The organism is Kribbella sp. NPDC055110, from assembly GCF_053607525.1.
In genome coordinates this window covers 15,967-41,804 of the sequence record NZ_JBSGTS010000004.1, presented here as the reverse complement: position 1 = coordinate 41,804, position 25,838 = coordinate 15,967, and the positions used below count along the sequence as shown (strand labels likewise).

Genomic DNA, 25,838 nt, shown 5'->3' with positions numbered 1-25,838 from the left:
GCCCCCGCAGTGTTCGGGAGGTTCGATGGTCGTGCAGCACATCGCCGGCCTGCCGGTGGAGGAGGTCCTGCTGGCGGCACTCGCGGCCGCGGGCCCCGTGATCGCTCTGATCGGCTGGGAGATCTCCAGCCGGATCAAACGGTTGAAGGACCGCTGGCACTCACCAACCTCGGCCTGGGCGCCGGCATCCGCCTCAGCTGAGCGTGACGGGTCCACTGCGCAGACGGTTGGTGAGTGCGGGACGTCCGGCGCTAGGCTGCGGGACTATGAGTTCGGTGGATCGGAGTCGGGTCAGGGAGTTGATGGGTGAGGTGATGACGGCCCAGGGCCGGTCATTGCCGGCCGAGGACACCGCGGACCTGCGCGAGATCGGGTTCCGGTCGCTGGACTTCTCCGAGCTGGCCCTCCGGGTGGAGGACGAACTCGGCGACGAGCTGAACTTCGATGCCCCTGGGCTGCGCCGGATCGCGACGGTCGGCGACGTACTGGACTTCATCGAGCAGCTCCAATCCGCATGAACAGCCTGCGCCGGACCACCGCGCTGATCGGCGACGACAACACCGTCGTCGTCGCCGGTCGGCGGCTGACCTGGCGGACGCTGCGCAAACTGCCGCAGCTGCCGTCGCCCGCGGCCGTCCTGGTCGACAACGGTGCCGATGCGCTCGCCGCCCTGCGGCACCATGCGGTGCACGGCACCGAGTTGCTGGTCGCGACCGAGTCCCGTGTCGACGAGCGCATGCGGGAGGAACTGGGCGAGTCCGGTTTCGCGATCGTCCTGCCCGATGGGGCAGTCACCCCCGCGAGACTGAAGCGGGTCGAGGAGTCCGGCCGGGCCTGGCTGCTCACCTCCGGCTCGACCGGCCGCCCGAAGCGCATCGGCCACACCCTGGAGTCGCTGACCACCGTCACCGCCGACCAGCCCCCGCGGACCTGGCTGCTGCCGTACTCGCCCGGGACCTACGCCTGGTGGCAGGTCGTCACGCTCTCGCTGACCCAGGCCGATCAGGGCCTGGTCGCGATCGAGCCGCACGAGCTGGACGACTGGCCGAAGATCGCCACCGAGCACGGCGTCACGGCCGCCTCGGGTACGCCGACCTTCTGGCGGCAGGCGATCTACCGGGACGCCGACACGCTCGCCGGCGTACCGCTGGAGCAGATCACGCTCGGCGGCGAGCCCGTCGACCAGGCGATCCTCGACCAGCTCCGGGAGATCTTCCCGACGACGCGGATCTCCTGGATCTACGCATCCTCGGAGGTCGGCGCCTCGATCGTGGTGCACGACGGCAAGGCCGGTTTCCCCAAGGACTGGCTGGACCGCGAGCCGCACCCGGACCGCCCGATCCTGAGCGTCGAAGGCGACGAGCTCGTCATCCGCTCACCGCACCATGGCGCCGGTCTGGTCGGCGCGGTCCACACCGGCGACCGGATCGAGTACGACGGGGACCGGGTGCTGATCACCGGCCGCCTGGACACCGACGAGATCAACGTCGGCGGGTCCAAGGTCTCGGCCGGAGTGGTCCGCAACGTGCTGATGGGCCACCCGGGCGTGTCCTGGGCGCGGGTCTTCGCCCGCAAGGCGCCGCTGGTCGGGCGGATGGTCGCGGCCGAGGTGGTCCCGAACCGGTCGCTCGGCCCGATCACGGACGCGGACCTGGTCCAGTGGTGTTCGACCCGGTTGCCGGACTACGGCGTACCGCGCCGGATCAAGTTCCTCGACCAGATCCCGCAGAAGGAAACCCTGAAGAGCGATGTCTGAAGCCCCCAGTGAAGACCGCAGTGTCGTCCCGCCGGCGTCGGTCGTGCTGGTGTCGGGCGGTTCCCGCGGTCTCGGTCTGGCGATCGTCACCGACCTGCTCGCGGCCGGTCTGAAGGTCGCCGCGTTCGCCCGTACGGTCACGCCGGAGCTGACCGTGCTCGGCGAGAAGTACCCGGACCACCTGCACTACGGCTCCGTCGACATCAATGACGGCGCCGCCGGGCAGGCGTTCGTCAAGGCGGTCGAGAGCACGCTCGGCCCGATCGATGCCTTGGTCAACAATGCGGCGATCGGCCAGGACTCGCTGCACGTCCACACCTCCGCCGATCACCTGGCCGAGATCATCCAGACGAACCTGACGTCGCCGCTGATCCTCACCCGCTACGTGCTGCGCCGGATGCTCGCGAAGGGCCTGAAGGGCCGGATCGTCAACATCACCTCGATCTGCGCGCAACGCGGCTACCCCGGCCTGGTCGCGTACTCGGCCACCAAGGGCGGGATGGACGCGGCCACCCGTTCGCTCGCGCGTGAACTCGGCGGCCGCATCCTCGCCAACGCGATCGCCCCGGGGTTCTTCGCCTCGGAGATGTCCGCGGTCCTGGGCCAGACGCAGCTAGATCAAATCGTCCGCCGCACCCCCACCGGCCACCTGACCGAGCCGGACGACGTCCTCCCGCTGGTCCGCATGCTCCTACTGGAGTACACGAACCTGAACGGCCAGGTCCTGGTCGTAGACGGAGCTGCTTCCATTTAGCGGGGGTGTGAACAGGTACTGGGGGCGGTGCCCAGGAAATAGCCTGTGCACCGCCCCCGCCACGCGGGTCCACGCCGCGCCACTGCACTCGCCGGACTCAGCCAGGCTTGATGTTCTGGTTGCGGTGGAAGACGTTGTCCGGGTCGTACTTGCGCTTGATCTCCAGGAGCTTGTCGTACTTGTCGCCGTACGCCGCGTGGATCCGGGCCGCGTCGGGTTCGGCCATGCCGTTGACGTAGCTGCCGATGTTGACCATGTGCGGCTGCATCGCGTCCCAGAACGTCCGTACCCAGGCCCGTTCCGCGTCCAGCGCCTCGAGGACCGGCGTCGTCGCGATCACGAACATCGCGTAGCGCTCGGTGCGCTGCCCGCTGAACGCGGTCGCGTCGTCCGCGGTCTCGAGGTACCCGTGGTCGAGGTGGTAGAACATCGTGACCGACAACGGCGACGTCTTCTGCGGAAACTGCTCGGTGATGACGTCGATCGCCTCGTCGGTCAGCGCCTCGAGGTACGTGCCCTTCTCGTAGTGGTACGTGCCCCACGCGTTCGCCTCGTCGAGCAGCTGCTGCACCGCGACGTACGGCATCGGCGTCGAGAACTCGAACAGCGGCGGCGTCGCACTGCGCAACCGTTCCATCGCCTCGGCGTGCTGCTCGGGCGTCCCGAACCCCACGACCACCAGGGCGTAGCCGAGCTTGAAGTGGTGCTCTTCCGGGACGAACGGTGCCGGCGGCGCGTTCAGGCAGGCGATCAGCACGTTGACCTCGCGCGGCAGCGCCGGGATCACCTCACGGGCGGCCCGGAGCATTTCGGCGCCCTGGTCCGCGCCCCAGAACGCGATGCCGTAGTTCACGATCGGCCCGGCCGGGTGCAACCGGAACTCGAACTCGGTGACCACGCCGAAGTTGCCGCCACCGCCGCGGACGGCCCAGAACAGGTCCGCGTTCTCGTCGGCCGCGGCGCGCCGGAGGCTGCCGTCCGCTGTGACGATCTGGACCGATTCCAGGTTGTCGATGCTGAGCCCGTGCAGCCGGGTCAGCAGCCCCATGCCGCCGCCGAGCGTCAGCCCGGCGACTCCCGTGTGGCTCACGACGCCGGCCGGTGCGGCGAGACCGTACTCCTGGGTCGCGGCGTCGAGATCCCCGAGCAGCGCACCACCGGCCGCGCGCGCCCGGCGGGCCTCGGGATCCACCGACACCTGGTTCAGCAGGCTCAGATCGATCATCAGCCCGTCGTCCACCGACGACAGTCCGGCCATGCTGTGCCCACCCCCGCGGACGGCGATCTCGAGCCCCTCGGCCACTGCGTAGCGGACGGCGGCCTGCACATCCGCAGCCGACCGCGGCCGCACGATCACTGCCGGGCGCCGGTCGTGCTCGGCGTTCCAGAGCCGCCGCGCCTCGTCGTACCCCTCTTCGCCGGGACGCAGTGCAGGCCCCTCCAGGGCTGCGCGTAAGGCGTCGAATCCGGTTTCCGCAAGCTGAGTCATTGCTTCCCCTCCCCGATGTGTTGTCGTCAGGCTAGGTGCCCGACCCCCTGTTGACAGCGGCCTTTCGTGCAGACCTTCGGGCGCTGTCTCCAGTCAGCCTCCAGAATCAAGGGTTTGTCCACAAGGGACCGGATTCCCGTTTGGGCGGGAACTTCGGTGGGTGTCAGACTCGACGGCGTGAGTGACCAGGAAATCCTGCGGCTGTTACCGATCACGGCTGCTGTCGTTGCCGTGCGCGACGATCGCGCCGACGCGCACCTTGCCCAGCTGGGTGCGTACGACGAGCGCGACCAGGCGCAGGTGGATCGTTGCGTGCAGGCGTTCCTCTCCGGTCTGCTTCGCACCGCGTGGGAGCGCGGCTGGGCGCCGGCCGACGTGGTTCAGCACGGCCGTCGCACGCTGGATGCCGGCGTCGAGCCGTTGCTGCTGGCCGCGATCTCGGCCGAACACCATGGTTACCGACCCGCCACGATCGACCCTCGCTGGCTCGGCCAACTGGAAGAGCTCGGCGTGCCGCAGCCCTTCACCGAGCTGAGCCTGACCGCCTGGGCGGCAGTCGCCCGCGTCGGCCGCTACCTCACGCTGCATCACGCCCTGTCCCTGGCCGGGTTCCTCCAGGCCCTGCCGGTCCTGGCCCGGCTCTACCCCTTACCCGGTACGACGGTCCGCCGAGCGCAGTCCGCCGTACCGGCGAACGGGAAGATGCTCGCGCGGATCCGCAACCTGCTCGCGAAGGCGGAGGCGACCGAGTTCCCGGAGGAGGCGGAGGCGCTGTCCGGGAAGGCGCAGGAATTGATGGCCAAGTTCTCTCTGGACAGTGCCCTCCTGGAGGCGGAGGTGGAGATCCCGGACGATTCCGCGGGCCGCCGGCTGTGGGTCGAGACGCCGTATGTGTCGGCCAAGGCGCAGCTGGTCGGCGCGGTCGCCGCGGCGAATCGGTGCCGCACTGTCGTGATCGAGGACCTGGCCGTCGTCACCATCGTCGGCGCCGAGGTGGATCTGCAGCATACCGAGATCCTCAGCACCTCCCTGCTGGTGCAGGCGAACCGGGCGATGCTTGCCGCCGGCAAACACATCGGCCATCGGGGCGAGTCGCGGACGCGATCGTTCCGGCAGTCGTTCCTGATGGCCTATGCGCAGCGGATCGGCGAGCGGCTCGAGCAGACCGCCGCCGCGACCCAGGCCGCCGTACCGGAAGCGGCTGCGGACCGTCTGCTGCCGGTGCTGGCCAAGCGCGAGGAGCAGGTCGACGCGTTGTTCGCCCAGCTGTTCCCGAACACGACCACCCGGCGCACCCGCATCACCAACGCCGCCGGGTGGAACGCGGGTGTGACCGCTGCCGACCAGGCGCAACTCGAGGCCCGCCGGCAGGTACGCCGGTGAGGATCGAGCAGACTGCGATTCCCGGCGTGCTGCGGATCGCGCTGGAGGTCCAGCCGAACGACGACGGATGGTTCAAGGAGAACTTCCACCGCGAGAAGCTGGCCGCGCTCGGGATGGAGGTGGTGCAGCACAACGTCGCGTACTTCGAAGCGGCCGGGATCGTCCGCGGGATCCACGCGGAACCCTGGGACAAGTACCTGTCGCCGTCGTCCGGCCGGGTGTTCGCTGCGATCGTCGACCTCCGCCCCGGCGACGGCTTCGGCCAGGTGGAGACGTTCGAACTCGGTACGTCGGACGCGCTCTACGTGCCCCGCGGCGTCGGGAACTCGTTTTGCACGTTGACGCCGCACACGACGTACAACTTCCTGGTGAACGAGCACTGGTCGCCGGAGCGGATCACCGTGGACCTGTTCGATCCGGAACTGGCGATCGCGTGGCCGCTCGAGCAGCTGAAGTTCACCGAGCGGGACGCAGCTAACCCTTCGCTGGAGCAGCTGAGACAGCAGCTGGCCTGAGCCCGCAGAGCACGATGTCGAGCAGGCGGTTGGCCTGCTCCGGCTCGATGTCGCGGCCCATGTTGATGCCGCCGACCAGCCGCATCACGTCCATCAGCTCGAGCTCCGGCCGGACGTCGCCGGCCGCCTTCGCCTTGTCCAGCAGGAGTTTCCCGGCGTCCTGAACGTTCACCTTGCACGCCTGGAAGAACGGCGAATCCTTGCCTAGCGCAACGGTCAGCTCGCTGGCCAGGCTGCCCTTGGACAGCCCGTACCCGAGGAAGCTGCGCAGCCACGCCGCCAGTGCATCGAACGGCTCCAGCTCTCGGTCGAAGTCGTACGCACGGTCGCAGACGGACTGGATCTCCTCGACGTAGACCGCCTCGAGCAGGGCTGTCCGGTTCGGGAAGCGGCGGTAGAGCGTGCCGATGCCGACGCCGGCGCGACGGGCGATCTCCTCCAGTGAGGTGTCGGTGCCGTGCTCCGCGAACGTCTCCCGGGCGGCCGTCACCAGGCGGTCGTAGTTCCGGGCCGCGTCCGCACGGGTCGGCCGCGAACACGGCAGGGGTTGCGGCGCCATCCAGCCTCCTCGCAAGGGTTCGCCAACAATATAACTTGCAAAGCGGAGGATGCCTCCGTATTGTATCCGGAGGAGCGCTCCGCTTTTCCTGTCACAACTGTAGCCCCTCAGGGGTAAGGAGCAATATGTCGGCAACATCAACGGCGCCAGGCGCCGGCTCCGGCGCGCCTGCCCGGCGTCCGGGGGTAGTTCTCGCGGTCATCCTGGTCACCCAGTTGATGGTCATTCTCGACGGCACCGTGGTGAACATCGCGATGCCGCACATCCAGCAGGCCCTGCACTTCAGCCCGTCCAGCCTGTCGTGGGTGCAGAACGCCTACGCGCTCGCGTTCGGTGGCCTGCTCCTGCTCGGTGCGCGCGCCGGCGACCTGCTCGGCCGCCGCCGCGTGTTCATCACCGGTGTCACCGTCTTCACGCTCGCCTCGCTGCTCGGCGGGCTCGCACCGAACGCCGAGCTGCTGCTCGCTGCTCGCGTCCTGCAGGGCATCGGCGGTGCCATCGCGGCTCCGGCTGCTCTGACCCTGCTCATGCTCACGTACCGCGAAGGTCCGGAGCGGATGAAGGCACTCGGCTACTACAGCCTGGTGTCCTCCGGTGGTGGCAGTGTCGGCCTGGTTCTCGGCGGCATGCTGACCGAATGGGTGTCCTGGCGCTGGGGTCTGTTCGTCAACGTCCCGATCGGTATCGCGCTGGTCTTCGCGGCTCGCCGGGTACTGACCGAGACCGAGCCGGAGACGGGCCGTTTCGACGTGGCCGGTGCGCTCACCTCGACGCTCGGCATCACCTCCCTGGTGTTCGGATTCATCAGGGTCGCCGAGAAGGGCTGGTCCTCGCCCGAGGTGCTGGCGGCGTTCGCGGTCGGTGTCGTGCTGCTGGTCGCGTTCGTGCTCATCGAACGCCGCGTCAGCCACCCGATCGTTCCACTGCGGCTGTTCCGGTCGCCGGTGCGCTCAGCGTCGTACCTGACGATGCTGCTGGTGGTCGGGACGATGTTCGGGATGTTCTTCTTCCTCACGCAGTACCTGCAGGGCGTGCTCGCGCTGAGCCCGCTCACCGCCGGACTGGCGTTCCTGCCGATGACCGGTCTGCTGTTCACCGCCTCGCGGATCGTGCCGAAGCTGGTCGCCCGGATCGACGGCGGCAAACTGCTGCTCGCCGGGGCCACGCTGGTCACGCTCGGCACGGTCTGGCTGACGCAGCTGGGTCCGCACAGCACCTACCTGCACGACGTGGTCGGGCCGCTGCTGCTGTTCGGTGCGGGCGCCGGGATGCTCTTCATCCCGCTGGTCGGCCGGGCCATCGCGGGGGTCGCACCGGAGGACTCGGGGGCCGCGTCCGGCATGCTGAACGTGGTCCAGCAGGTCGGCGGCGCGCTCGGCCTGGGCATCCTGGTCACGATCTTCGGTACGGCGAGCCGCAACTCGACGTCGACGATTCCCCGGGAGGTGCTGGTCGACGGCGTGCACGCCGCGTTCGTCGGAGCCCTCGTCTACGCGGCGGTGAGCCTGGCGATGATCGTGCTCACGGTCCAGCCGTGGAAGTGGTTCCGCAGCGCGCCGGAGCCGGTCGAGGCCCCGGCCGTCGCGGACTCACACGTCTGACGGGATGGGCAGCGCGTAGCTGGTGAACTTGTTGTGAGTGGTGAAACCGAGGTTCTCGTACAGGCCGAGCGCACCGGTCGGGTTGTCGGCGTCGACGCCGAGCGCAGCCCGCTGGTAGCCGGCCTGTGCGGCCTCGGTCAGCACCTTCGCGATGGTTCCGCGGGCCAGCCCACGGCCGCGGTACGCGCGCCGCGTGCCGACCTGGCCGATGTACAGCTGCCGTACGCCGGTCGCCTCGGTGTCCGCCTCCCACTCGTAGCCGGTGACGTACGCCGCGACGGTGTCGCCATCCAGCACCAGGTACGACTGCGCGCCGCGGAACGCCCGCGATCGGACGTTCCGGGACCGCCAGAGCTCCGGGTCCGGCGGCGCCCATCCCCAGTGGTCGGAGAACGCCTCGAAGTGGGCCAGCCGCAGTGCCTCCTCGTACGCCGGGTCGTACGACGTCAGCCGCAGTCCGTCGGGGACCGTCGCCTCGGGCACCGGCTGGTCGAGCGGCCGCCGCATGTCGAAGAAGAACCGCTCGGCCTTGAAGCCCAGGCTGTCCAGCAAGCTGGTCGCGCTGATGTTGTTGCCGGCCGCTCCGGCGCCGACCTGGCCGGGAAAGTCCGGGTGGGTGGCGGCGTGCAGTTCGCCGGCGCGCTGGATCAACCAGCGCATCAGCAACGTACCCAGGCCGCGCCGACGCCACTCCGGGTGGATGATGCCGCCGACCTGCACCCGGTCGATGTCCACCACGGACACCGAGACGTGAGCGGTGCCGTAGCCGATCATCCGGTCGTCGGCCCACACGCTGATACTGTTGCGAGGTAGGTCGAGGTTCGGGCGGCCCAGCTGTTCAGCGAGATCCTCCACGCTGAAGTTCTCGCCCTCCTGGTCAACCTTCTCCGTGGCGGCCTTCAACGCCGCCCACGCCTCGACGTCGCCCTGCTCCATCGGGCGCGCCTTGATCCCGTCCGGCCAATTCATGCGTCGAAGGTACGGCGTAGGCGTGTCAGTAGCACCCCAATTACCGGGTGAGTTGCTCCGCCAGCCAGCGCACCGCCATCGGGTAGCGGTACTCGATGCCGCCGTGCGTGCCCTCGAACAGCTCGAAGTGGATCCGATCGTCCGCGAGGCCGGCTTCCCGCGCGGCGCGGTGGAACGCGGTGGCGCCGAGGTCCAGGTAGTACTCGTCCTGCCTGCCCGCGTCGATCCACACCGCACGCAGCGATCGCAGCGCGTCGGCGTACTGCGGCGCCTTCACCATCTCGACCGGGTCGCGGGACAGCCAGCGCGCCCAGACCTCCGGGACGATCGCGCCGAGGTCGTCGAACGGCAGTCGTACGGTGCCGTCGGCCTCAGCGGAGTACGCCGACGCGTAGCCGTACATCTCCAGCAGGTGCAGGTCCTCGCTGGTGGTCCGCCCGGTCTTCGTCGCGAGCACCTCGAAGTACTTCTCGTAGCTGCCGTCGTACTTGTCCCGCAGCGTCCGCGCGCGCTCCGGGAACTCCGGCCGGTAGCAGACGTCGAAGAGCGCATCCCCGGCGTGCGTAGCGAGCGCACCGAACACGTCCGGCCGCAGCAGCGGCGTCACCATCGCGGTGTAGCCACCGCTCGACTTGCCGGTCACCGCACGGTGGTCGCGGTCGGGGATCGTCCGGTACGTCGCGTCGACCCACGGCACGATCTCGTCGCACAAGTACGACTGGTACTGCCCGGTCCCGGGGGAATCGAGGCACTGGCTGCCGCCGTACCGCGTCCACGAGTCGACGAACACCACGACGGCCCGCGGCACGCTCTCGTCCTGGAACATCGCGTCCAGCAGTTCCGGGTACGGCTGCCGGAAGGGGACCCGGTTGAACCACATGCCGACGTGGCCGGTGTAGCCCATCGTCACGTAGATCGCCGGGTACCTGTCCTCCGAGTCGTCGTACCCGGGCGGCAGGTACACCAGCACCGGCCGCTCGTGCGGATCGCCCAGCGGGTTCCCGCGGAGCAACTCACTGGTGTACGTCGTCTGGTCCAGGCGCCCTTTGAACTCGGCCGACCACGGCAGCATGGGTCCTCCAGTCACTCACATCGCGTCAGGGGCCTCGATCCCGAGCAGGCCGAGTCCATCCTGCAACACCGTCCGGGTCGCGGCGCAGAGGGCAATCCGGCTTGCTCTGGTCGCACCGTCACTGCTCAGCACCGGGCACTGCTCGTAGAAGGTCGAGAGGGCGGACGCGACGTCGTACAGGTAGGTGCAGAGTCTGTGCGGCTGGAGCGTCTCGGCGACCTGTTGGACGGTGGCGGCGAAGCCCGTGAGGAGGAGGGCCAGCCGTTGTTCTGCTGGGTCGTTCAGCTCCGTGACTTCGCTGCTTGTGTCGGTCTTGGAGAGAAGTCTCGTGAGCCGGGCGTGCGCGTACTGGAGGTACGGGCCGGTGTTGCCGGTCATCGCGACCATCCGGTCCAGGTCGAACACGTAGTCGTTGCCCCGGTCACTCGACAGGTCTGCGTACTTGACCGCGCCGATCCCCACGGCCCGTGCGGTCGCGGCCCGGTCGACACCCTCCCGCCCGGCCAGCAGCGCGTCGGCGCGGGCGACCGCGCTCTCCAGCAGGTCGACGAGCTTGATGGTGCCGCCTTCCCTTGTTTTGAAGGGCTTTCCGTTCGGCCCGAGTACGGTGCCGAAGGAAACGTGTTCCGCCGGCACGGTCTCCGGCAGCCAGCCCGCGGTCCGCGCGAGCGTGAAGATCATGTCGAAGTGCAGCGCTTGCCGGTGGTCCACGACGTACACGATCCGGTCCGCGTGCAACGTGCCCACCCGATGCCGTACGGCGGCCAGGTCGGTCGCGCTGTAACCGAAGCCGCCGTCGGACTTCCGCACGATCACCGGCAGCGGATCGCCGTCGCGGCCGAGGAATCCCGGGAGGAACGCGCACATCGCGCCGTCGGACTCGGTCAGCAAGCCGTCCAACTCCGCCACTACTCGGGGCAGGTCGTCGTTGTACGCGCTCTCGCCGACCACGTCTTGTCTGGTCAGCGCCGATCCGAGCAACGCGTACACCTTGTCGAAGTCGTCCAGCGACACGTCGACCATGTGCCGCCACATCGCCCGCGTCTCCGGATCGCCCGACTGCAACGCGACGACCCGCAGCCGCGCTGTGTCGGCAAAGGTGCCGTCAGCATCGAAGTGCTTCCGGCTCCGCTCGTAAAGATGCTGCAATCCCTTCAGATCAAGGGATTCCGCGGCGATCCCTTCCTCGAGCAGCTGCTCGATCATCATCCCGTACTGCGTGCCCCAGTCGCCGACATGGTTCTGCCGGACCACGTCGTACCCGGCGAACTCGAGCACGTTGCACAACGCGTCGCCGATCACCGTCGACCGCAGATGGCCGACGTGCATCTGCTTCGCGACGTTGGGCTGCGAGTAGTCGACGACGACCCGTTGACCGTTGCCGGTAAAGGATTCCGGCTCGTTGACCGCCTTGGCGAGTGTGGATGGCAGCAGCGTCAGGTTGATGAACCCAGGTCCGGCGATGGACGGCTTCTCGCAGAGATCCTCGAGCTGCAGAGCGCCGACCAGGCGCGCGGCAACCTCCCGCGGCGGCAGGCCGAGGGCGTTGCCGATCCGGAGCGCGAGATTGCTCTGGTAGTGGCCGAACTCGGGCTTGGTGCTCGACCGCAGCTCGGGATCGTACGACGTACCGAACGCGGCCGCGGCGGCAGCGGACAGTCTGGTGGACAGGACAGGCAGAACTGCGGACATGACGTGGTCCTTTGATACAGACGCGACTGGAACAGGCTGAGGTGTTCAGACAGTGCGTCGTCGTCGCAGGCTGAAGCGCACGCGCCGGGCGTGGACAGTCTTCAGGCTGATCGACATGTCAGCCATTATGCACGAAGTACGCCGACGGTGCCGGTGACCGATCGGCCGGCGGCACGATCGCCGGTACGTCGGTCTCGCCCAGGAACACCCGCCGTACGACGCGTTCCGCCGCGCGCCCGTCGTCGAACTCGCAGAACTTCTCCCGGTACAGGTGCCGGTGCTTGGCTGCCTCGGGCGCCGCGAACGTGCCGTTCCGGAGCGCGGCGTACAGCTCCTCGGCGGACCGCGCCACCACGCCGGGCGGGAACTCGGCGACATCGAAGTACGTGCCACACCGGCTGCTCTCGTCCAGGTGCAGCAGGATCGGCCGGTCGAGGTTGGCATAGTCGAAGATGACCGACGAGTAGTCGGAGATCAGTACGTCGGCCGCGAGCATCAGGTCCTCGATCCGCGGATGCTCCGACGCGACCAGGACGCGTGCGTGCTCGCCCGCCGCGGCCGCCAGTTGGCGCAGGTCGACCCGGTCGGGGACCGTCGGCGCGTAGAGGATCACCAGGTGCGAGTCGTCGTACCCGAAGCCGGCCCGGATCGCCCGGACCTCGTCGAGCGTCGCCGTCAGCAGGCGGTCGTTGCGCGGGTACCCGTACTCGAGCTCCTCGAAGTACGCCGGATAGGTGCGCTCCCAGATCTCCGACGAGTACCTGCTCGAGGAGAGGTTGAAGTCCCAGCGGTCGACCTCGCGCATCACCTCGTCCATGCCCTCGTCCGCCAACGTCACGGTCTTCAGCGGCGTACCGTGCTGGGTCTGCAGGTGGATCTGTCCCTCGCGCTTGTCCAGGTTCTTCGGCCAGTTCATGTTGCTGACGAAGTACGTCGCCTTGCCGAGCAGCTTCTCGTACGCCGGGGAGTCCGCGACGACGTACTCGACGCCCTCCGGGATCGCGCCGATGTGCTCGTTGTCGACGACCCAGACCCCGCGCAGGTGCGGCGCCAACTCGGCCGCCTTCTCGTAGATCGCGCGCGGGTTGCAGGCGTACTGCTTGAACCAGTAGGCGGCGTAGGCGACCAGGTTCGGGTCGAGCTTGCCGCGCCGCAGCAGCTTGCCGACCGTCCTGCCCGCACTCGGGACCTGCAGCATCCGCGCGCTCAGCTTGAGCGTCGAGTAGGTCGCGTAGTCGTCGTGGATGAGCAGCCAGCGCTTGAACCCGCGGGCGGTCCGGTCGGCGGCGTACCCCTCCGGCTTCCAGCGCTTGGCGAAGGCGTGCGCCGCGTGGAAGAACTCGGCCCGGTCGTCGGTGTCGATCCGCTCGGGCTTGGCGAGTACGGCGATGATGTGGTCCAGCGACCGATCGAACGCGAACCGGCGCCAGCCGGCCAGCTCCGGGTCGGACTGGATGAACGCGTGCACCCGGTCGTACTGGTCGAAGATGTCCCACTGCCGGCGGCCGCTGGTGGCGTGGATGTTGCCGCCGGTCCGGTGCTGCCGGTAGTGCACGACGACCCGGTCGAGGGTGGCGATCCGCTCCGCGGTCAGCATCGTCGAGTAGGTCCAGGGCGCGTCCTCGTAGAAGCCGCTCGTGAACGCGAAGCCGTGCCGGTTGAGGAACTGGCGGCGGTAGGCCTTGTTCCAGACAACCTCGAGGAAGGTCAGGAAGATCGGCCGCTCGGCCGCCGTGAACACCCCGGCGCCCTCGCGCGCGAGAGCGTCGTGCCGCTGGCTGCCCATCACCCGGCCGTCCCAGAAAACTCGCTCGTAGTCGAACAGCACGATGTCCGGCTTGCTGGTGTCGTCGATCCGCTTGGAGATCGCCGCCAGGGATCCCGGCGAGTAGGTGTCGTCGGCGTCCAGGAACAGCACGTACTCGCCGCGGCACTCTTTCAGCCCGGCGTTGCGGGCCAGTCCGAGGCCGACGTTCTCGTCCAGGTGCAGCGCCCGGACCCGCGCGTCCGCGGCGGCGTACTCGTCCAGGATCCGGCCGGAGCCGTCCGGATCCGCGTCGTCCACCCCGATCACCTCGAAGTCGGTGAACGACTGCCCGAGCACCGAGTCCAGGCACGGCCGCAGCCAGGCCCGCGAGGCATGGCAGGGGACCACGATGCTGAACCTGGGGACGGTGCCGAGCGCCATGCCTAGTCATCCTAGGGTGCAGCTATGAGTACTGATGTGTTCGAGCCACTGGCCGGTCTGGAGGGGGTCGGTTCGGCGGCGCGCGCGGCCCGGGACGCGGTCGACGTACTGCTCCGGGATCGCGGTCTGCGCCGGGTCGGTTCGGACATGACCGCCGAGGCCCTGCTGCGCGGCGCGCACGCCTCCGCGGCGCTGGCCGGCAGCACCTCCACGCCGGACGACGTACGCCGGGGTTCCGCCGACGGACTGGCCTCCGGCGCGGTCCGGATGACCAGTGAGCTGATGATGCTCGCGCCACAGGTGGACAAGGCCCCGGTGCAGGTCTGGACCAGACTGCACCAGTTGGCCGCGGCCGATCTGGTCGGAGAAGACCAGCTGGGCCATCTCCGAACCGGTGCGGAACCCGTGCCGGACGACATCCCGGGGTTGCCGCCGGCGCCGGGTGCCGACGAGATGTGGGAGCGGTTGAGCGCTCTCGCGCAGAACCTGACCAGGCCGACCAAGGCGCCCGGTCTCGTCGTCGCGGCGATCGTGCACGCCGAGCTCGCCGTACTGCGGCCCTTCCCGGCGGCCAACGGACTGGTTGCCCGGGCCGCCGAGCGACTGCTGTTGGTTGCCCGAGGCATCGACCCGGTGGCGGTCACGGTGCCGGAGGGTGGTCACTATGTGTTGCGGGCGACCTATGCTTCGGGTCTCACCGACTACACAGCGCAAGGATTGACCGGGGTTCGTGATTGGTTGCTGCGGTCCTGCGAGGCGGTGACAAAAGGTGCCGAGCTGTCGCCGCTGGCTCCCTGACGCCCCTTGCGTGAACGTGCGAACGGCGCTCTCGAGTGAGAACGCCGTCGCTGGCACGTTGCCCTGGTTACCATGCGTGCACCTGTTTGCCGCCACAGGACTGGGCCTGGGTCGCGCTGCCCGTTTGGGATGGGCTGGTCGCCGCGTGGGTGCCGGGGTGCCGTGCAATCTCTACCGGATCCGGAGATCCTTTGTGCTTCCTTTGTACTCCTGAAACCCCTTTCTGGGAAGGGGATGCGGCGTCTTCATGGAGTTGAGAACAATGAAGCTACCTTCAGCTTTCAGCTGGTGCGGGATCGCCGGCGGGAGGCCAGCAGCAGGGCTCCGGCGGCGATCGCCGCGACCAGACCGGCGGCCAGCGCGGGCCGTCGTACGGCGGGGAATCGGGGCTGCTCGCCGGGCTCCGCGAACTCCAGGACGGGCCAGCCGCGCTCGACCGCGAGCCGGCGCAACGCCTTGTCCGGGTTGACCGCGTGCGGGTGCCCGACGGCGGCCAGCAGCGGCTCGTCGGTGATCGAGTCCGAGTACCCGTAGGAGGTCGCGAGGTCGTAGCCCTCGGTCGCGGCCAGGGCCTCCATCGCGGTCACTTTGTACGGGCCGTAAGCGTATTCGGCGATCTCGCCGGTGTACTTGCCGTCGGCAACGACCATCCGGGTGGCGATCACCCGGTCGGCACCGAGCATCTCGCCGATCGGCTCCACCACCTCGGCGCCGGACGACGACACGATCACCACGTCCCGGCCGGCCGCGTGGTGCTGCGCGATCAGCTCCACCGCCTCGGTGTGGATCATCGGGCGGACGATGTGCTCAAGGGTGTCGGCGACGATCGCCTGCACCGTCGCGACGTCCCAGCCGGCGCACATCGCGGAGATGTACTCCCGCATCCGCTCCATCTGGTCGTGGTCCGCGCCGCCGAGCAGGTAGACGAACTGGGCGTAGGCGCTGCGCAGTACGGTCCGGCGGTTGATCAGGCCGCCGGCGTAGAACGGCCGCGAGAACGCCAGCGTGCTCGAGCGCGCCAGAATGGTCTTGTCCAGATCGAAAAAGGCCGCCGATCGAGCCGTCCCAGGATGCGCCATGCAGTCGAGGATAGGCAGTCGGGAGAAACGCGGGGGGACCCGGGCTTTTGCGTGGGCCGGTATCCCGTTAGACTGATGAGCAGTGTGACAGTGACACTGGCTGTGAACGCCCTGTCGGGCGGGACCAGCGCCTGGGCAACACCGATTCGGTTGAAATCGAACTGAGATGTGTGAAGCCCGACCTCGGGGGGTACAAACCCCCTGACAGTGGCAGACTGTCGCCTCCTGAACGGCCCCCGGCTCCTCCCCCCGAGCCCGTGGCCGAAGACGGCCCCCGGTCACCCCCCCGCCGGGGGCCGTCGCCTTTCTCCGTTCAGCCAAGTCAGCGTAAAGATTCTCGCTTTCTGCGCGTGAGAGCGTTCCCACTTTATGCAGGGTCTTGACAATGTAATTGCCTGGTCACACTTTGTAGAGCATGAAACCGCCTGCACACCGCCCCCAGGCAGCGGTCGTCATCAGCCTGCTCGCCGTTGTCATGGCCTTCCTGGTCCCCGGTTCGGCCTCCGCGGCCACCAATCTCGTCACGAACGCCGGCTTCGAGTCCGGCACGCTCTCCGGCTGGTCCTGTCCGGCCGGCGGCGTCACGACGTCCGCGCCGCACTCCGGTTCGTACGCCCTGTCGGCGACGCCGAGCGGCAATGACATCGCGAAGTGCTCCCAGTCGATAGCGGTCCAGCCCAATACGGCGTACACGCTGTCGGCCTGGGTGAAGGGATCGAACGTCTACCTCGGTGTGGACGGTGGTCCGTCGACGTGGACGACCAGTTCCGGCTGGAGCCAGTTGACCGTCCCGTTCACCTCCACCGGTACTTCGGTGACGATCTACGTGCACAGTTGGTACGCGCTCCCGGCGTACCAGGCCGATGACGTCGTACTGGACGGACCTGGCGGGACGCAGGACACCACGCCGCCGTCGACCCCGGGTGGTCTGGCGGTCGGCAGCCCGACCTCGAGCTCGCTGCAGCTGACTTGGTCCGCCGCGTCCGACGCGAACGGCATCGACCACTACGATGTCGTCCGGGGGACCGGAGCCGCGCAGAGCGTCGGCAACGTGACCAGCTGGACCGCTACGGGTCTCTCGGCTGCGACGACGTACACGTTCAAGGTTCGGGCGTGTGATCCGAGCGGCAACTGCTCGCCGTACGGCGCAACCGTGTCAGGCACCACCTCCGACGGCGGCACCAACCCGCCGGCCGCGCTGCCTGCTCATGTGCTCACCGGGTACTGGCAGAACTTCAACAACGGTGCGACGGTGCAGAAGATCTCCGACGTGCCGGCGGCGTACGACCTGATCGCGGTGGCGTTCGCGGACGCCGACGCGTCGAAGCCGGGCGGCATCACGTTCAACCTGGACAGCGCCGGACTCGGTGGGTACACGGTCGCGCAGTTCAAGGCGGACATCGCGGCGAAGCAGGCGGCCGGCAAGAAAGTCATCCTGTCCGTCGGCGGTCAGAACGGCACTGTCTCGGTCGCCGACCCGACAGCGGCGGCCAACTTCGCGTCGAGCGCTCTCTCGGTGCTGCGCTCGTACGGCTTCGACGGGATCGACATCGACCTGGAGAACGGAGTCAACGCGCAGTACATGGGTCAGGCGCTGCGCAGCCTGCAGAGCCAGTTCGGCAGCGGGCTGGTGATCACCATGGCGCCGCAGACGATCGACATGCAGAGCACGTCGTTCGAGTACTTCAAGCTCGCGCTGGCGATCAAGGACATCCTGACCATCGTCAACGTGCAGTACTACAACTCGGGATCCATGAACGGCTGCGACGGCCAGGTGTACTCGCAGGGCTCGGTCGACTTCATCACCGCCCAGGCCTGCATCATGCTGCAGGGCGGCCTGCGTCCCGACCAGGTCGGACTCGGCCTCCCGGCATCGTCGAGCGCGGCCGGAAGCGGGTACGTCGCGCCGTCGGTCGTCAACAATGCGCTGGACTGCCTGACCAAGGGCACCGGGTGCGGCAACTACAAGCCGAGCTCTCCGTGGCCGTCGCTGCGCGGTGCGATGACCTGGTCGACCAACTGGGACGCCTCGAACGGCAACCAGTTCGCGACCCAGGTCGGCGGCCACGTGCACGCCCTGCCCTGATCATGCACAGCTATCGACCGGCTCCCCTGCTGGAGGCGCTCGGTGTCTGCTCGGAGGACGAGCAGCTCTACCGGGCGCTTCTGGCCCGCCCGGAGTCCACAGCGACCTCTCTGGCTTTGTCAGTGGAGTGGCCGGCCAATCGCGTCGGCCGCCACCTCAGGTCCCTACTGTCCCTCGGCCTGGCGTCCCGGACGCCAGGCCGGCCCGCCCGCTACGTGCCCGCCGTACCGGAGGCTGCGGTCGAGCTACTCGCGCTGCGGAAGCAGGCGGCGATCGTGGAGGCCCGCCTGGGTGCTGCGGCGCTGACGGCCGAGTTCAGGAAGCCGGACGCGTTCACGGTCATCCGTGGTGCCGAGGCGATCGCCCAGCGGTTCTACCAGGCACAGCAGTGCGCGCGGGACGAAGTACTCGTGCTGGACCGGTTGCCGTACGCCGTATTCGCCGCTCACGGGGTGACCTACCGCACGATCTACGACATGGCGTCGCTGTCCGAGCCTGGCGATCTGGTCGCTGCCCGATCGTCGGGCTGCTGCCGGATGCTGCGCGACGTACCGCTCAAGCTGATGGTCGTCGACCGCCGCACCGCGCTCCTCCCGACCGGGCCGGACGTCGTCGTCGAGCTAGGACCGTCGAGTCTCCTGGACGCCCTACTCCGTCTGTTCGACCTGCTGTGGCGACAGGCCAGCCCACTGACCCCATCGGTCTCCGACGGCCCACTCACGTCGGACGACCAGCAGCTCTTGTCGCTGGCCGCCGCCGGGCTGACAGACCAAGCCATCGCCCGCCGCCTGGGCGTCGCCCAACGAACCGTCGAACGCCGAATGCAACGCATCCTTAAAGCCCTGGACGCCACCACCCGCTTCCAAGCCGGCCTCCGCGCCGGACAACAGGGGCTGCTTGTCTAGTCGGTGACGTCAGCAACCGTGGCATTCAGAGCTTTGGTGAGGGCCCCGGCGTCGACAGTGATCCCGACGCCGTGGTCACCACCTCCGATCGAGATGGTGCCGGTGATCCGCTCGTCCGCGATCACCGGCCAGTCGCGCGTGCTCCCGAGCGGCGTGATCGTCCCGCGGACGTATCCGGTGACGTCGAACGCAGTGTCCTTGTCCGGCATCGAGATCCGGTTCACGCCGAGCAGCGCCCGCAGCTTCGGCCACGCGATCTCGCGGTCACCCGGCACCAGTACGAACCGGTAGTCGTCGTCGGACAGCCGCACCACGATCGTCTTGATCAGCCGCGCCGGCTCGATACCGCGTGCCGCCGCGGCCTCCTCCAGCGAGTTCGCCCGGCCATGCCTGGTCACCTCGTAGGTGAGCCCCAACTGATCAGCCGCATCGGTCGCTTTGGTCACTCGCCTAGTTTCGCACCCGGCTCGGAACGTTCCTCAGCAGCAGCGCGAGCACCAGGGTCACGAGGAACAGCGCTCCGGCCTCGGCCGCCACTCCAGTCCAGCCCGCGCGGCTCCACGCCGTACCTGCAAGGCCCCCGAACACCGAGGACCCCAGGTAGAACGAGAAGAGGTACATGCTCGACGCCTGGCCGGTTCCGACCCCGCTTGCGTGCGCCCGGGCCGGTACCCAGCCGCTGGCGACCCCGTGCACCGCAAAGAAGCCGGTGGTCATCACAGCCAGCCCCAGCACGATCAGCGGCAGCGGAGCCGCCAGAGTGATCGCCACACCGGCCAGCGTGATCAGGCACCCGACCGGCACCACGGCCCGCCGCCCGTACCGATCCGCCAGCGTCCCAGCCGTAGCAGACCCGACTGACCCGAGGAGATAGACACAGAAGACCAGTCCGGCCGCACCGGCGCTCAGCTCGTACGGCGAACCGGACAGCCGGAAGACTGCCCCGTTGTAGACAGCCACGAACGCGCCGACCGCAGTCGCAGCGATCCCGTACAGCGCGAGCAGCGCCGGGTCTCGCAGTACGCGGAAGAGGTCATGTGGTCGCGCAGGGCTGGGGTGGAAGTTCCGCGACGCAGGCAGCAGCAGCCAGACAACGGCCGCGCACAGTACGCCGACGACGGCGATCCCGCCGGTCGCGAACCGCCACCCGCCGACGTCCGACAACCCGCCTGCGATGAGGCGTCCCGCCATACCGCCAACCGCCGTACCCGCGATGTAGAGGCCGCTGGCGCGGGCGTGGCTGTCGTGGTGCACCTCTTCGCGTAGATACGCCATAGCGACCGCCGGGAGCCCGGCCATCGCGATCCCTTGCAGACCGCGCAGCGCGAGCAGCAGGTGCCACGTCGGCGCGAACGCACTCAGCAGCGCGAACACCGACGTCGCAGCGACCGACCAGCGCATCAGATTGGTCCGGCCGAGCACCTCGGACGCCGGACCGGCGATCAGCAACGCCAGACCGAGCCCGAAGGTCGCGAACGACACGCTGAACGCGCTCTGGCTGGGCGAGACGTGGAAGGCGTCGACCAGCTCGGGCAGCAGCGGCTGCGTGCTGTAGAGCAGTGCGAACGTCGCCAGCCCCGCCGCGAACAGTGCGACGGACAGCTTGCGGTACTCCGGATCGCCGGGCAGGTACCCGGTCTGGCGGGCGACGGACTGGTGCATGTCTTCGACGGTCGCACGGGATTTGCGATACGTAAAATGTTGATATCAGCAGAGATTGATACGGTTTCAGCATGCATGTCGAGGATCTGCGGTGGTTCGTCGTGCTTGCGGAGACCGAGCACCTCACCGAGGCGGCTGCCGCGCTGGGTACGAGTCAGCCGAATCTGTCCCGGTCGCTGCAGCGGGTCGAGCGGGCGTTCGGGGTGCCGTTGTTCGAGCGGGAGCGTCGCGGCGTACGGCTGAATCCGTATGGCCGCCTGGTGCTGGACGCGGCACGGGCGGGGACGGCGGCGGTGGACACGGCGAAGCGGCGGATCGACGCGTTGCTCGACCCGGAGTCCGGCACGGTACGGCTCGCGTTCCTGCACTCGGTCGCGACCAGCCTGATGCCGGACCTGCTCAAGGCCTTCCGCGCGGTGGCGCCGAACATCGGGTTCGCGCTGCGGCAGGAGCCGGCGCACGACATCGTCCAGGACCTGGAGAGCGGCGAGGCCGAGATCGCGATCATCGCGCCCCGTCCGGACCCCGCACGCTTCGGCTGGCACCTGCTCGAGCGGCAGCGGCTGTATCTGCACGTGCCGCCCGGCCACGCGCTGGCGTCCCGACGCCGGGTCGAACTGGAGGCGGCCCGCGACGAGGCGTTCGTCGGTCTGCAGCCCGGGTTCGGCTTCCGGCGGGTGACTGACCGCCTGTGCGAGGAGGCGGGGTTCAGCCCGCGGCTGGCGTTCGAGGCGACCGACCTCGCGACGATCGACAGCCTGGTCGGAGCGGGCCTCGGTGTGGCGATCCTGCCGGCCGGTGCGGTCCGCGGGAACGACAGCGGCGCGGTGTCCGTCCCGTTGGCCGGCGTACGGGCCCGTCGGGAGATCGGTATGGCGTGGCGGCTGAGTATGCCGCTGACGCCCGCGGCCGAGCGGTTCCGGACGTTCGTCCGATCGCGCCCGGTGACGACCAGCTGACCGCATTGGCAGCGACTTCCGTAGCGTTCGTCCCAATTTCGCGGTGTCGACTTGCACAGACAGGGCTTTCCCCCGCACCCTTGCCTGCGTGGGGAAGCGTCTGGGTTCGTTCCGGCCGAGTCGCCGGCTGCTGTTCGCGGCCGGGATCGCGGCTGCTGCGTCGACGGTAGCCGCCACCGCGGCGGAGGCAGTCCCAGGTTCCCCGCAGGCCACCCTCGACACCGCCGGCGGACTGCTCTCGCTCGGCGCCTACGGATCGGGCGTGCTCGGCGCCTGGGAGCGCCAGGCGCGCGCGATCTCGAACGAGGGGCAGATCCGCAGGACCCGGGAGACCGACGGCGTCTTCATGTTCGGCGACAGCATCGGCGTCCAGGACGGACCGGCGCTCGCCAGGCAGCTGACCCAGCTCGGGATCAGCATCGCCGTACACAACTGGGCCGGGCGGCCGGTGACCCCCGCGGTCGACGCGCTCGACCTCTGGGCGCAGCAGTACGGCCTGCCGCACCGGATCCTGATGTCGGTCGGGTCCAACGACATCTTCACGCCACCGGCCGTCGAGGCCCAAGTCGATCGGACCATGCGGATCGTCGGCGAGGAGCGGATCGTCTACTGGGTCAACGTGCAGGCGGCCCGCACCGGGCACGGCCCCGACATCAAGGTCGCGGACCAGCGCAACAGCGCCTGGATCAACCTACAGCTCGCCGACGCCCAGCGCCGCTACGACAACCTGCGGATCGTGCACTGGGCCGAGCATCTGGCCTCCAGCCCCAACCGCCTGGCCCGCCTGCTGCGCGACGGCCTGCACCCGTCGGTCCCGCTCGGGCAGAACGCCCGCAACGGCCTGATCATCGAAGCGATCAAGGCCGGCTGAGTGCGGCTCTGACGCCGCACCCAGCCGTACCTGCTTCAGAAGCCCGCGGTGATGCGGGTGAAGTCCCAGTCGCCCTGGGCGATGCCACTGCAGTTGGACACCACGCCGCCGCCGGCACAGCCGCGGTCACGGTTGACCGACCAGAACGCCAGCCGGCTGAGCCCGTTGCTCTTCGCCCAGTTTGTGATGTTCTGCCAGGTCGCGGTCGAGGTCAGCTCCTGCTGGTCGGACAGACCGTTCATGCCGGAGATGCCCTGGTGCGCATACGCCTCCGCGGTGGACCAGCCGAAGGTGGCCTTCAGCTTGTTGTTCAGGCCCTGGGACGCGCCGACCGTGTCGTTGTAGATGTTCGAGCTGCCGAAGTCGAACGGCATCAGCGTGAACACGTCGATGTTCGCGCCGAGTTCCTTCGAGCGGTCGATCAGCCGGTTGCCGTAGTACGTCGGACCGGTCGTCGACGTACCGAACGTGACGATGGTCTGGATCCCCGGATTGCTCTGCTTGACGATCTTCAGCGCGTTCAGGATGCGGTCCTGGACGGCCTCGTTCTCGAACTCGTCGGAGTTCTCGATGTCGATGTCGATCGCCTTCAGGCCGTAGGCGTTGATGACCTGCTGGTACGCGCCGGCCAGCGCCTCGGGAGTGCTGCAGTTCGGGCCGAGCTTGTTGCCGCTCCAGCCGCCGAACGACGGCACGAGGTCGCCGCCGGCCGCACGAATCTGCGAGATCGCGGTCGCGTCGGCGCTGCCCTGCAGCGGTCGGCTGCCGTCCCAGGCCGGGTTGCAGCCACCGGACGACAGGATGAACGCCATGGTGAACCACTTGATCCCGGTCGCGTTCATGACGGTGGCCGGGTTCGGCGGGTCGCCCCAGCCCATGTAGAGGTACGGCGCGGCCTGCTTGGTGCCTGTGTTCCCGCCACCGGTACCGGTCGTGACCGAGACGCTGCTGCTCTTCGCACCTTCACCAGCGCTGTTGGATGCGCTGACCTGGTAGCTGTAAGAGGTGTTCGCGCTGAGACCAGAGTCCGTGTACGACGTGCCCGTCGGCGAACCGACCTTCGTGCCGTTGCGGTACACGTTGTAGCTGGTGGCTCCGGACGCAGCGGACCAGTTCAGGTTCACCGACGTACCGGACGCCGTACCGGACAGACCTGTGGGTGCACCGGGGACGGTGCCGCCACCGCCACCTGAGCACGAGCCGCCGTTCAAGCGGCATGCGGCGAGGCCGGGGAAGTTACCCGGGCTGCCGTTGAAGCCGAACGTGACAGTCGCGCCAGGAGCCAATGGACCGGCCCAGCTCGGCGGTGTGAACGTGTGCGTCTGTCCGCTGCTGGTGTGGGTGGCGTCCCACGCAGTGCTGACGGTGTAGCCGGACGGGAAGTCCAGCGCGACCGACCAGGTGCTGAGAGAGCTCGTGGTGCCGTTGGTGACGGTCACCTTGCCCTCGAAGCCAGTACCCCAGTCGGACACTTTGGTGAAGCTGGCGGTGACACCTGCCGCGCTTGCTGCCTGTGCGGTCAGCAAGGCGACAACTACGGCCGCGACGGCCGCTAGCGCTACGGAAATGCGTTTCATCATGCTCCGATCAGTGGGCGGTACGTGATCAGACCCGGCCCCAGAGTGCGGGGACGTTCGGCGGCTCCCAGCCGACCAGGGACGTGTGGCCCTGGATGCACTTGTAGTTGACGCCGTCGTAGCTCACGAGCGCACCGGTCGCGTACGCCGTGTTCGGGGCCCATGGGGTGGCCGTGCCGGGCGGGGTGGTCGGCGGCGTCGTCGGGGGAGTCGTGGGAGGAGTGGTGGGAGGTGTGGTCGGCGGCGTCGTGGGCGGCGTCGTCGGAGGAGTGGTCGGCGGTGTGGTGGGCGGGCCGCTGCAGTCGGCCGTGTCGGCGTTGACGGAGTCGACCACGTTGTTGAAGAGGGTGACCCCTGGGTCCAGCGCCTCGAGCGAATACATCATCGCGCCGGCCAGCCCTTGGCAGTGCTGGTAGTCGGCCTTCGCCTTGATCGACTGGGCGTTGTCACCGGACCAGAACGTGCCGTTGCTGTAGAACCAGGACGACTTGGTGGCGTCGTCGAAGTGCGTGGCGGACGGGTTGTCCACGAAGCCGGTGAGCTCCTTGTAGAACGAGACACCCGGCACGTTGCCACTCAGCGCGTGTCCGTCGGCCGGTCCGGTCGCGGTCTGGTACCTACCGTTGTCGGTGGCTGGAACACCCTTCCATCCCCTGTAGTAGAAGGGATATCCGATGCTCAGCTTGTTCGCCGGGAACCCGCCCGGGATGCCGTACGCCGAGTCGCCGGTGGTCCACGCCTTCACCGCGGAGTCGACCGAGTACTTGCCCTGACCCGGTGGGATCGGGTTGCTCGGATCGTTCGGCGCCGTGTAGAGCGGGTCCTGGAAGTTCGTCGGCCCGGTGGCTTCCCAGCCGCCGTGCATGTCGTACGTCATCACGTTGTTGTAGTCGAGGTACTGCCCGATCTTGTTGGTCTCGATCGTGGCGATCTTGTCCTGGCCGGCCGGGGTCGCGGCGGTCAGGTAGTACTTCTTGCCGGTCTGGCCGCCGTACGCGTCCAGCTGTGCGCGGAACTCGGCCAGCAGCAGCGTGAAGTTCTGCTTGTCGGCAGCGCTGTAGTGGTTGCCGACGTGACCGTTGGGCGAACCCGGGTACTCCCAGTCGATGTCGACACCGTCGAAGATGCCGGCCGCGGTACCGGGACCGCCGAAGCCGTCGATGACCGGCAGGTCGCCCTTGAGGAACATGTTCACGCAGGAGCTGACGAAGGCCTTGCGCTTGGCGTCGGTGGAAGCGGCGTCGGAGAAGTACTTCGAGTACGTCCAGCCGCCGATCGAGATCAGGATCTTCAGGTTCGGCACCTTCGCCTTCAGCTTCTTGAGCTGGTTGAAGTTGCCCTGGATCGGCTGGTTCCAGACGTCACCAACCCCGTCGACGCTGATATCCGCGCCGTACGACTTGCCGTAGTCGGCGAACGCGTCACCCGCGCCGTCACCGGCGTTCGGGTTGCTCTCGTCCTGCGACGCGGCCTTGTTGGCCATGAAGCAGGTGTGGTTGACCGGATCGATGTTGGCGAACGCGTAGTTCAGGAAGTCCAGCTTCGCGCCGGCTCCGGTGGTGACCAGGTTCTTGGGATAGAAGGCGTTGGCGTAGATCCCCCACTGGGTGAAGTACGCCGTCTTGACGCCACCGCTGGTGGCCTGCGCAGCCGTGGCGGCCTGAGCGGCCGTGGTGGCTGCGTTGGCCGCGGTGGCGTCCGGGGTCGCGAGCGAGACACTGGCGGCGGTGATCAGGGCGGTGGCCGCGACGGCGGCTGTGGCGGCGAGCATGCGTAATCGACTCATCTGTTCCTCCGGAGCGATGGGGCGGAAGCGGTCCGGTGAAATTTAGTTAAAGACGCTTCGAAAGGAACCGTAACCGTTCCCGGCGGGTTGGTCGCGGGCTCGTCGTGGCGGGTTCCCGCTGCTGGCGGAAACCCGAC

23 protein-coding genes are annotated in these 25,838 nt (G+C 68.5%); 12 read left to right on the top strand and 11 right to left on the bottom strand.

The window, feature by feature from the left end; genetic code table 11:
* Window positions 1-25: 25 nt before the first annotated feature.
* The 4 genes from ACWF0M_RS08050 to ACWF0M_RS08035 are packed head-to-tail and all read left to right on the top strand — an operon-like array spanning window position 26 to window position 2,510.
* A complete protein-coding gene (locus ACWF0M_RS08050) occupies window positions 26-310 on the top strand; it encodes a hypothetical protein (RefSeq protein ID WP_452234894.1) in 285 nt (94 codons plus the stop codon).
* On the top strand, window positions 303-518 hold the full coding sequence (locus ACWF0M_RS08045) for an acyl carrier protein (protein ID WP_238153254.1): 216 nt from the start codon (window positions 303-305) through the stop codon (window positions 516-518). The genes ACWF0M_RS08050 and ACWF0M_RS08045 overlap by 8 nt, the downstream gene beginning before the upstream one ends.
* A complete protein-coding gene (locus ACWF0M_RS08040) occupies window positions 515-1,756 on the top strand; it encodes an AMP-binding protein (protein ID WP_452234893.1) in 1,242 nt (413 codons plus the stop codon). Before ACWF0M_RS08045 ends, ACWF0M_RS08040 begins: the two co-directional genes overlap by 4 nt.
* Window positions 1,749-2,510, top strand: a complete 762-nt coding sequence (locus ACWF0M_RS08035; protein WP_452234892.1) for an SDR family NAD(P)-dependent oxidoreductase — start codon at window positions 1,749-1,751, stop codon at window positions 2,508-2,510. Before ACWF0M_RS08040 ends, ACWF0M_RS08035 begins: the two co-directional genes overlap by 8 nt.
* A 97-nt stretch (window positions 2,511-2,607) precedes the next feature.
* On the opposite strand, the gene ACWF0M_RS08030 is transcribed toward ACWF0M_RS08035, so the two are convergent.
* On the bottom strand, window positions 2,608-3,999 hold the full coding sequence (locus ACWF0M_RS08030) for an FAD-binding oxidoreductase (protein WP_452234891.1): 1,392 nt from the start codon (window positions 3,997-3,999) through the stop codon (window positions 2,608-2,610).
* 177 nt (window positions 4,000-4,176) lie between these two features.
* Between ACWF0M_RS08030 and ACWF0M_RS08025 the strand changes: the two genes are divergently transcribed.
* Window positions 4,177-5,382, top strand: a complete 1,206-nt coding sequence (locus tag ACWF0M_RS08025) for a DUF2786 domain-containing protein (RefSeq protein ID WP_452234890.1) — start codon at window positions 4,177-4,179, stop codon at window positions 5,380-5,382.
* Window positions 5,379-5,897 carry a dTDP-4-dehydrorhamnose 3,5-epimerase family protein gene (locus ACWF0M_RS08020; RefSeq protein WP_452234889.1) on the top strand — a complete coding sequence of 173 codons (519 nt, stop codon included), beginning with the start codon at window positions 5,379-5,381 and terminating at the stop codon, window positions 5,895-5,897. Before ACWF0M_RS08025 ends, ACWF0M_RS08020 begins: the two co-directional genes overlap by 4 nt.
* Here the strand turns inward: ACWF0M_RS08020 and ACWF0M_RS08015 are convergent.
* Window positions 5,857-6,456 carry a TetR/AcrR family transcriptional regulator gene (locus ACWF0M_RS08015; RefSeq protein ID WP_452234888.1) on the bottom strand — a complete coding sequence of 200 codons (600 nt, stop codon included), beginning with the start codon at window positions 6,454-6,456 and terminating at the stop codon, window positions 5,857-5,859. The two genes, ACWF0M_RS08020 and ACWF0M_RS08015, sit on opposite strands and share 41 nt — an antisense overlap.
* A 125-nt stretch (window positions 6,457-6,581) precedes the next feature.
* Here ACWF0M_RS08015 and ACWF0M_RS08010 point away from each other — a divergent pair, with 125 nt between their 5' ends.
* The gene (locus ACWF0M_RS08010; protein WP_452234887.1) at window positions 6,582-8,057 is read left to right on the top strand and encodes an MFS transporter; all 1,476 of its coding nucleotides are present in this window, start codon (window positions 6,582-6,584) and stop codon (window positions 8,055-8,057) included.
* Here ACWF0M_RS08010 and ACWF0M_RS08005 read toward each other — a convergent pair.
* From ACWF0M_RS08005 to ACWF0M_RS07990, 4 genes are all read right to left on the bottom strand, one after another.
* Window positions 8,046-9,026: a GNAT family N-acetyltransferase gene (locus ACWF0M_RS08005; protein ID WP_452234886.1), complete on the bottom strand. Its 981-nt coding sequence runs from the start codon at window positions 9,024-9,026 to the stop codon at window positions 8,046-8,048. The genes ACWF0M_RS08010 and ACWF0M_RS08005 overlap by 12 nt on opposite strands.
* 40 nt (window positions 9,027-9,066) lie before the next feature.
* Window positions 9,067-10,098, bottom strand: coding sequence for an alpha/beta hydrolase-fold protein (locus ACWF0M_RS08000; protein ID WP_452234885.1), 1,032 nt, complete (start codon window positions 10,096-10,098; stop codon window positions 9,067-9,069).
* 15 nt (window positions 10,099-10,113) lie between these two features.
* Window positions 10,114-11,790, bottom strand: coding sequence for an arginine--tRNA ligase (gene argS / locus ACWF0M_RS07995; protein ID WP_452234884.1), 1,677 nt, complete (start codon window positions 11,788-11,790; stop codon window positions 10,114-10,116).
* A gap of 118 nt (window positions 11,791-11,908) precedes the next feature.
* Entirely contained in the window at window positions 11,909-13,978 is a 2,070-nt protein-coding gene (locus ACWF0M_RS07990) for a bifunctional glycosyltransferase/CDP-glycerol:glycerophosphate glycerophosphotransferase (RefSeq protein WP_452234883.1), read from the bottom strand.
* A 24-nt stretch (window positions 13,979-14,002) separates the two neighbouring features.
* Between ACWF0M_RS07990 and ACWF0M_RS07985 the strand changes: the two genes are divergently transcribed.
* Window positions 14,003-14,776, top strand: coding sequence for a Fic family protein (locus ACWF0M_RS07985; RefSeq protein ID WP_452234882.1), 774 nt, complete (start codon window positions 14,003-14,005; stop codon window positions 14,774-14,776).
* 281 nt (window positions 14,777-15,057) lie between these two features.
* Here the strand turns inward: ACWF0M_RS07985 and ACWF0M_RS07980 are convergent, their stop codons facing one another.
* Window positions 15,058-15,855, bottom strand: coding sequence for an HAD family hydrolase (locus ACWF0M_RS07980; protein WP_452234881.1), 798 nt, complete (start codon window positions 15,853-15,855; stop codon window positions 15,058-15,060).
* Window positions 15,856-16,270: 415 nt separating this feature from the next.
* On the opposite strand from ACWF0M_RS07980, the gene ACWF0M_RS07975 reads away from it, so the two are divergent.
* A complete protein-coding gene (locus ACWF0M_RS07975; RefSeq protein ID WP_452234880.1) occupies window positions 16,271-17,941 on the top strand; it encodes a chitinase in 1,671 nt (556 codons plus the stop codon).
* Between the two features lie 2 nt (window positions 17,942-17,943).
* Window positions 17,944-18,846, top strand: a complete 903-nt coding sequence (locus ACWF0M_RS07970) for a helix-turn-helix domain-containing protein (RefSeq protein ID WP_452234879.1) — start codon at window positions 17,944-17,946, stop codon at window positions 18,844-18,846.
* On the opposite strand, the gene ACWF0M_RS07965 is transcribed toward ACWF0M_RS07970, so the two are convergent.
* Window positions 18,843-19,292 (bottom strand): aminoacyl-tRNA deacylase, encoded by a 450-nt coding sequence (locus tag ACWF0M_RS07965; protein ID WP_452234878.1) that lies wholly within the window; start codon window positions 19,290-19,292, stop codon window positions 18,843-18,845. The genes ACWF0M_RS07970 and ACWF0M_RS07965 overlap by 4 nt on opposite strands.
* Window positions 19,293-19,296: 4 nt before the next feature.
* Window positions 19,297-20,508 (bottom strand): MFS transporter, encoded by a 1,212-nt coding sequence (locus tag ACWF0M_RS07960; protein ID WP_452234877.1) that lies wholly within the window; start codon window positions 20,506-20,508, stop codon window positions 19,297-19,299.
* A gap of 71 nt (window positions 20,509-20,579) precedes the next feature.
* Between ACWF0M_RS07960 and ACWF0M_RS07955 the strand changes: the two genes are divergently transcribed.
* Window positions 20,580-21,467 (top strand): LysR family transcriptional regulator, encoded by an 888-nt coding sequence (locus ACWF0M_RS07955; protein WP_452234876.1) that lies wholly within the window; start codon window positions 20,580-20,582, stop codon window positions 21,465-21,467.
* Between the two features lie 88 nt (window positions 21,468-21,555).
* The gene (locus ACWF0M_RS07950) at window positions 21,556-22,338 is read left to right on the top strand and encodes a hypothetical protein (protein WP_452234875.1); all 783 of its coding nucleotides are present in this window, start codon (window positions 21,556-21,558) and stop codon (window positions 22,336-22,338) included.
* A 35-nt stretch (window positions 22,339-22,373) separates the two neighbouring features.
* Here ACWF0M_RS07950 and ACWF0M_RS07945 read toward each other — a convergent pair whose 3' ends face one another.
* Window positions 22,374-23,918, bottom strand: coding sequence for a cellulose binding domain-containing protein (locus tag ACWF0M_RS07945; protein ID WP_452234874.1), 1,545 nt, complete (start codon window positions 23,916-23,918; stop codon window positions 22,374-22,376).
* Between the two features lie 25 nt (window positions 23,919-23,943).
* The gene (locus tag ACWF0M_RS07940; RefSeq protein ID WP_452234873.1) at window positions 23,944-25,701 is read right to left on the bottom strand and encodes a glycosyl hydrolase family 18 protein; all 1,758 of its coding nucleotides are present in this window, start codon (window positions 25,699-25,701) and stop codon (window positions 23,944-23,946) included.
* Window positions 25,702-25,838: the final 137 nt, after the last annotated feature.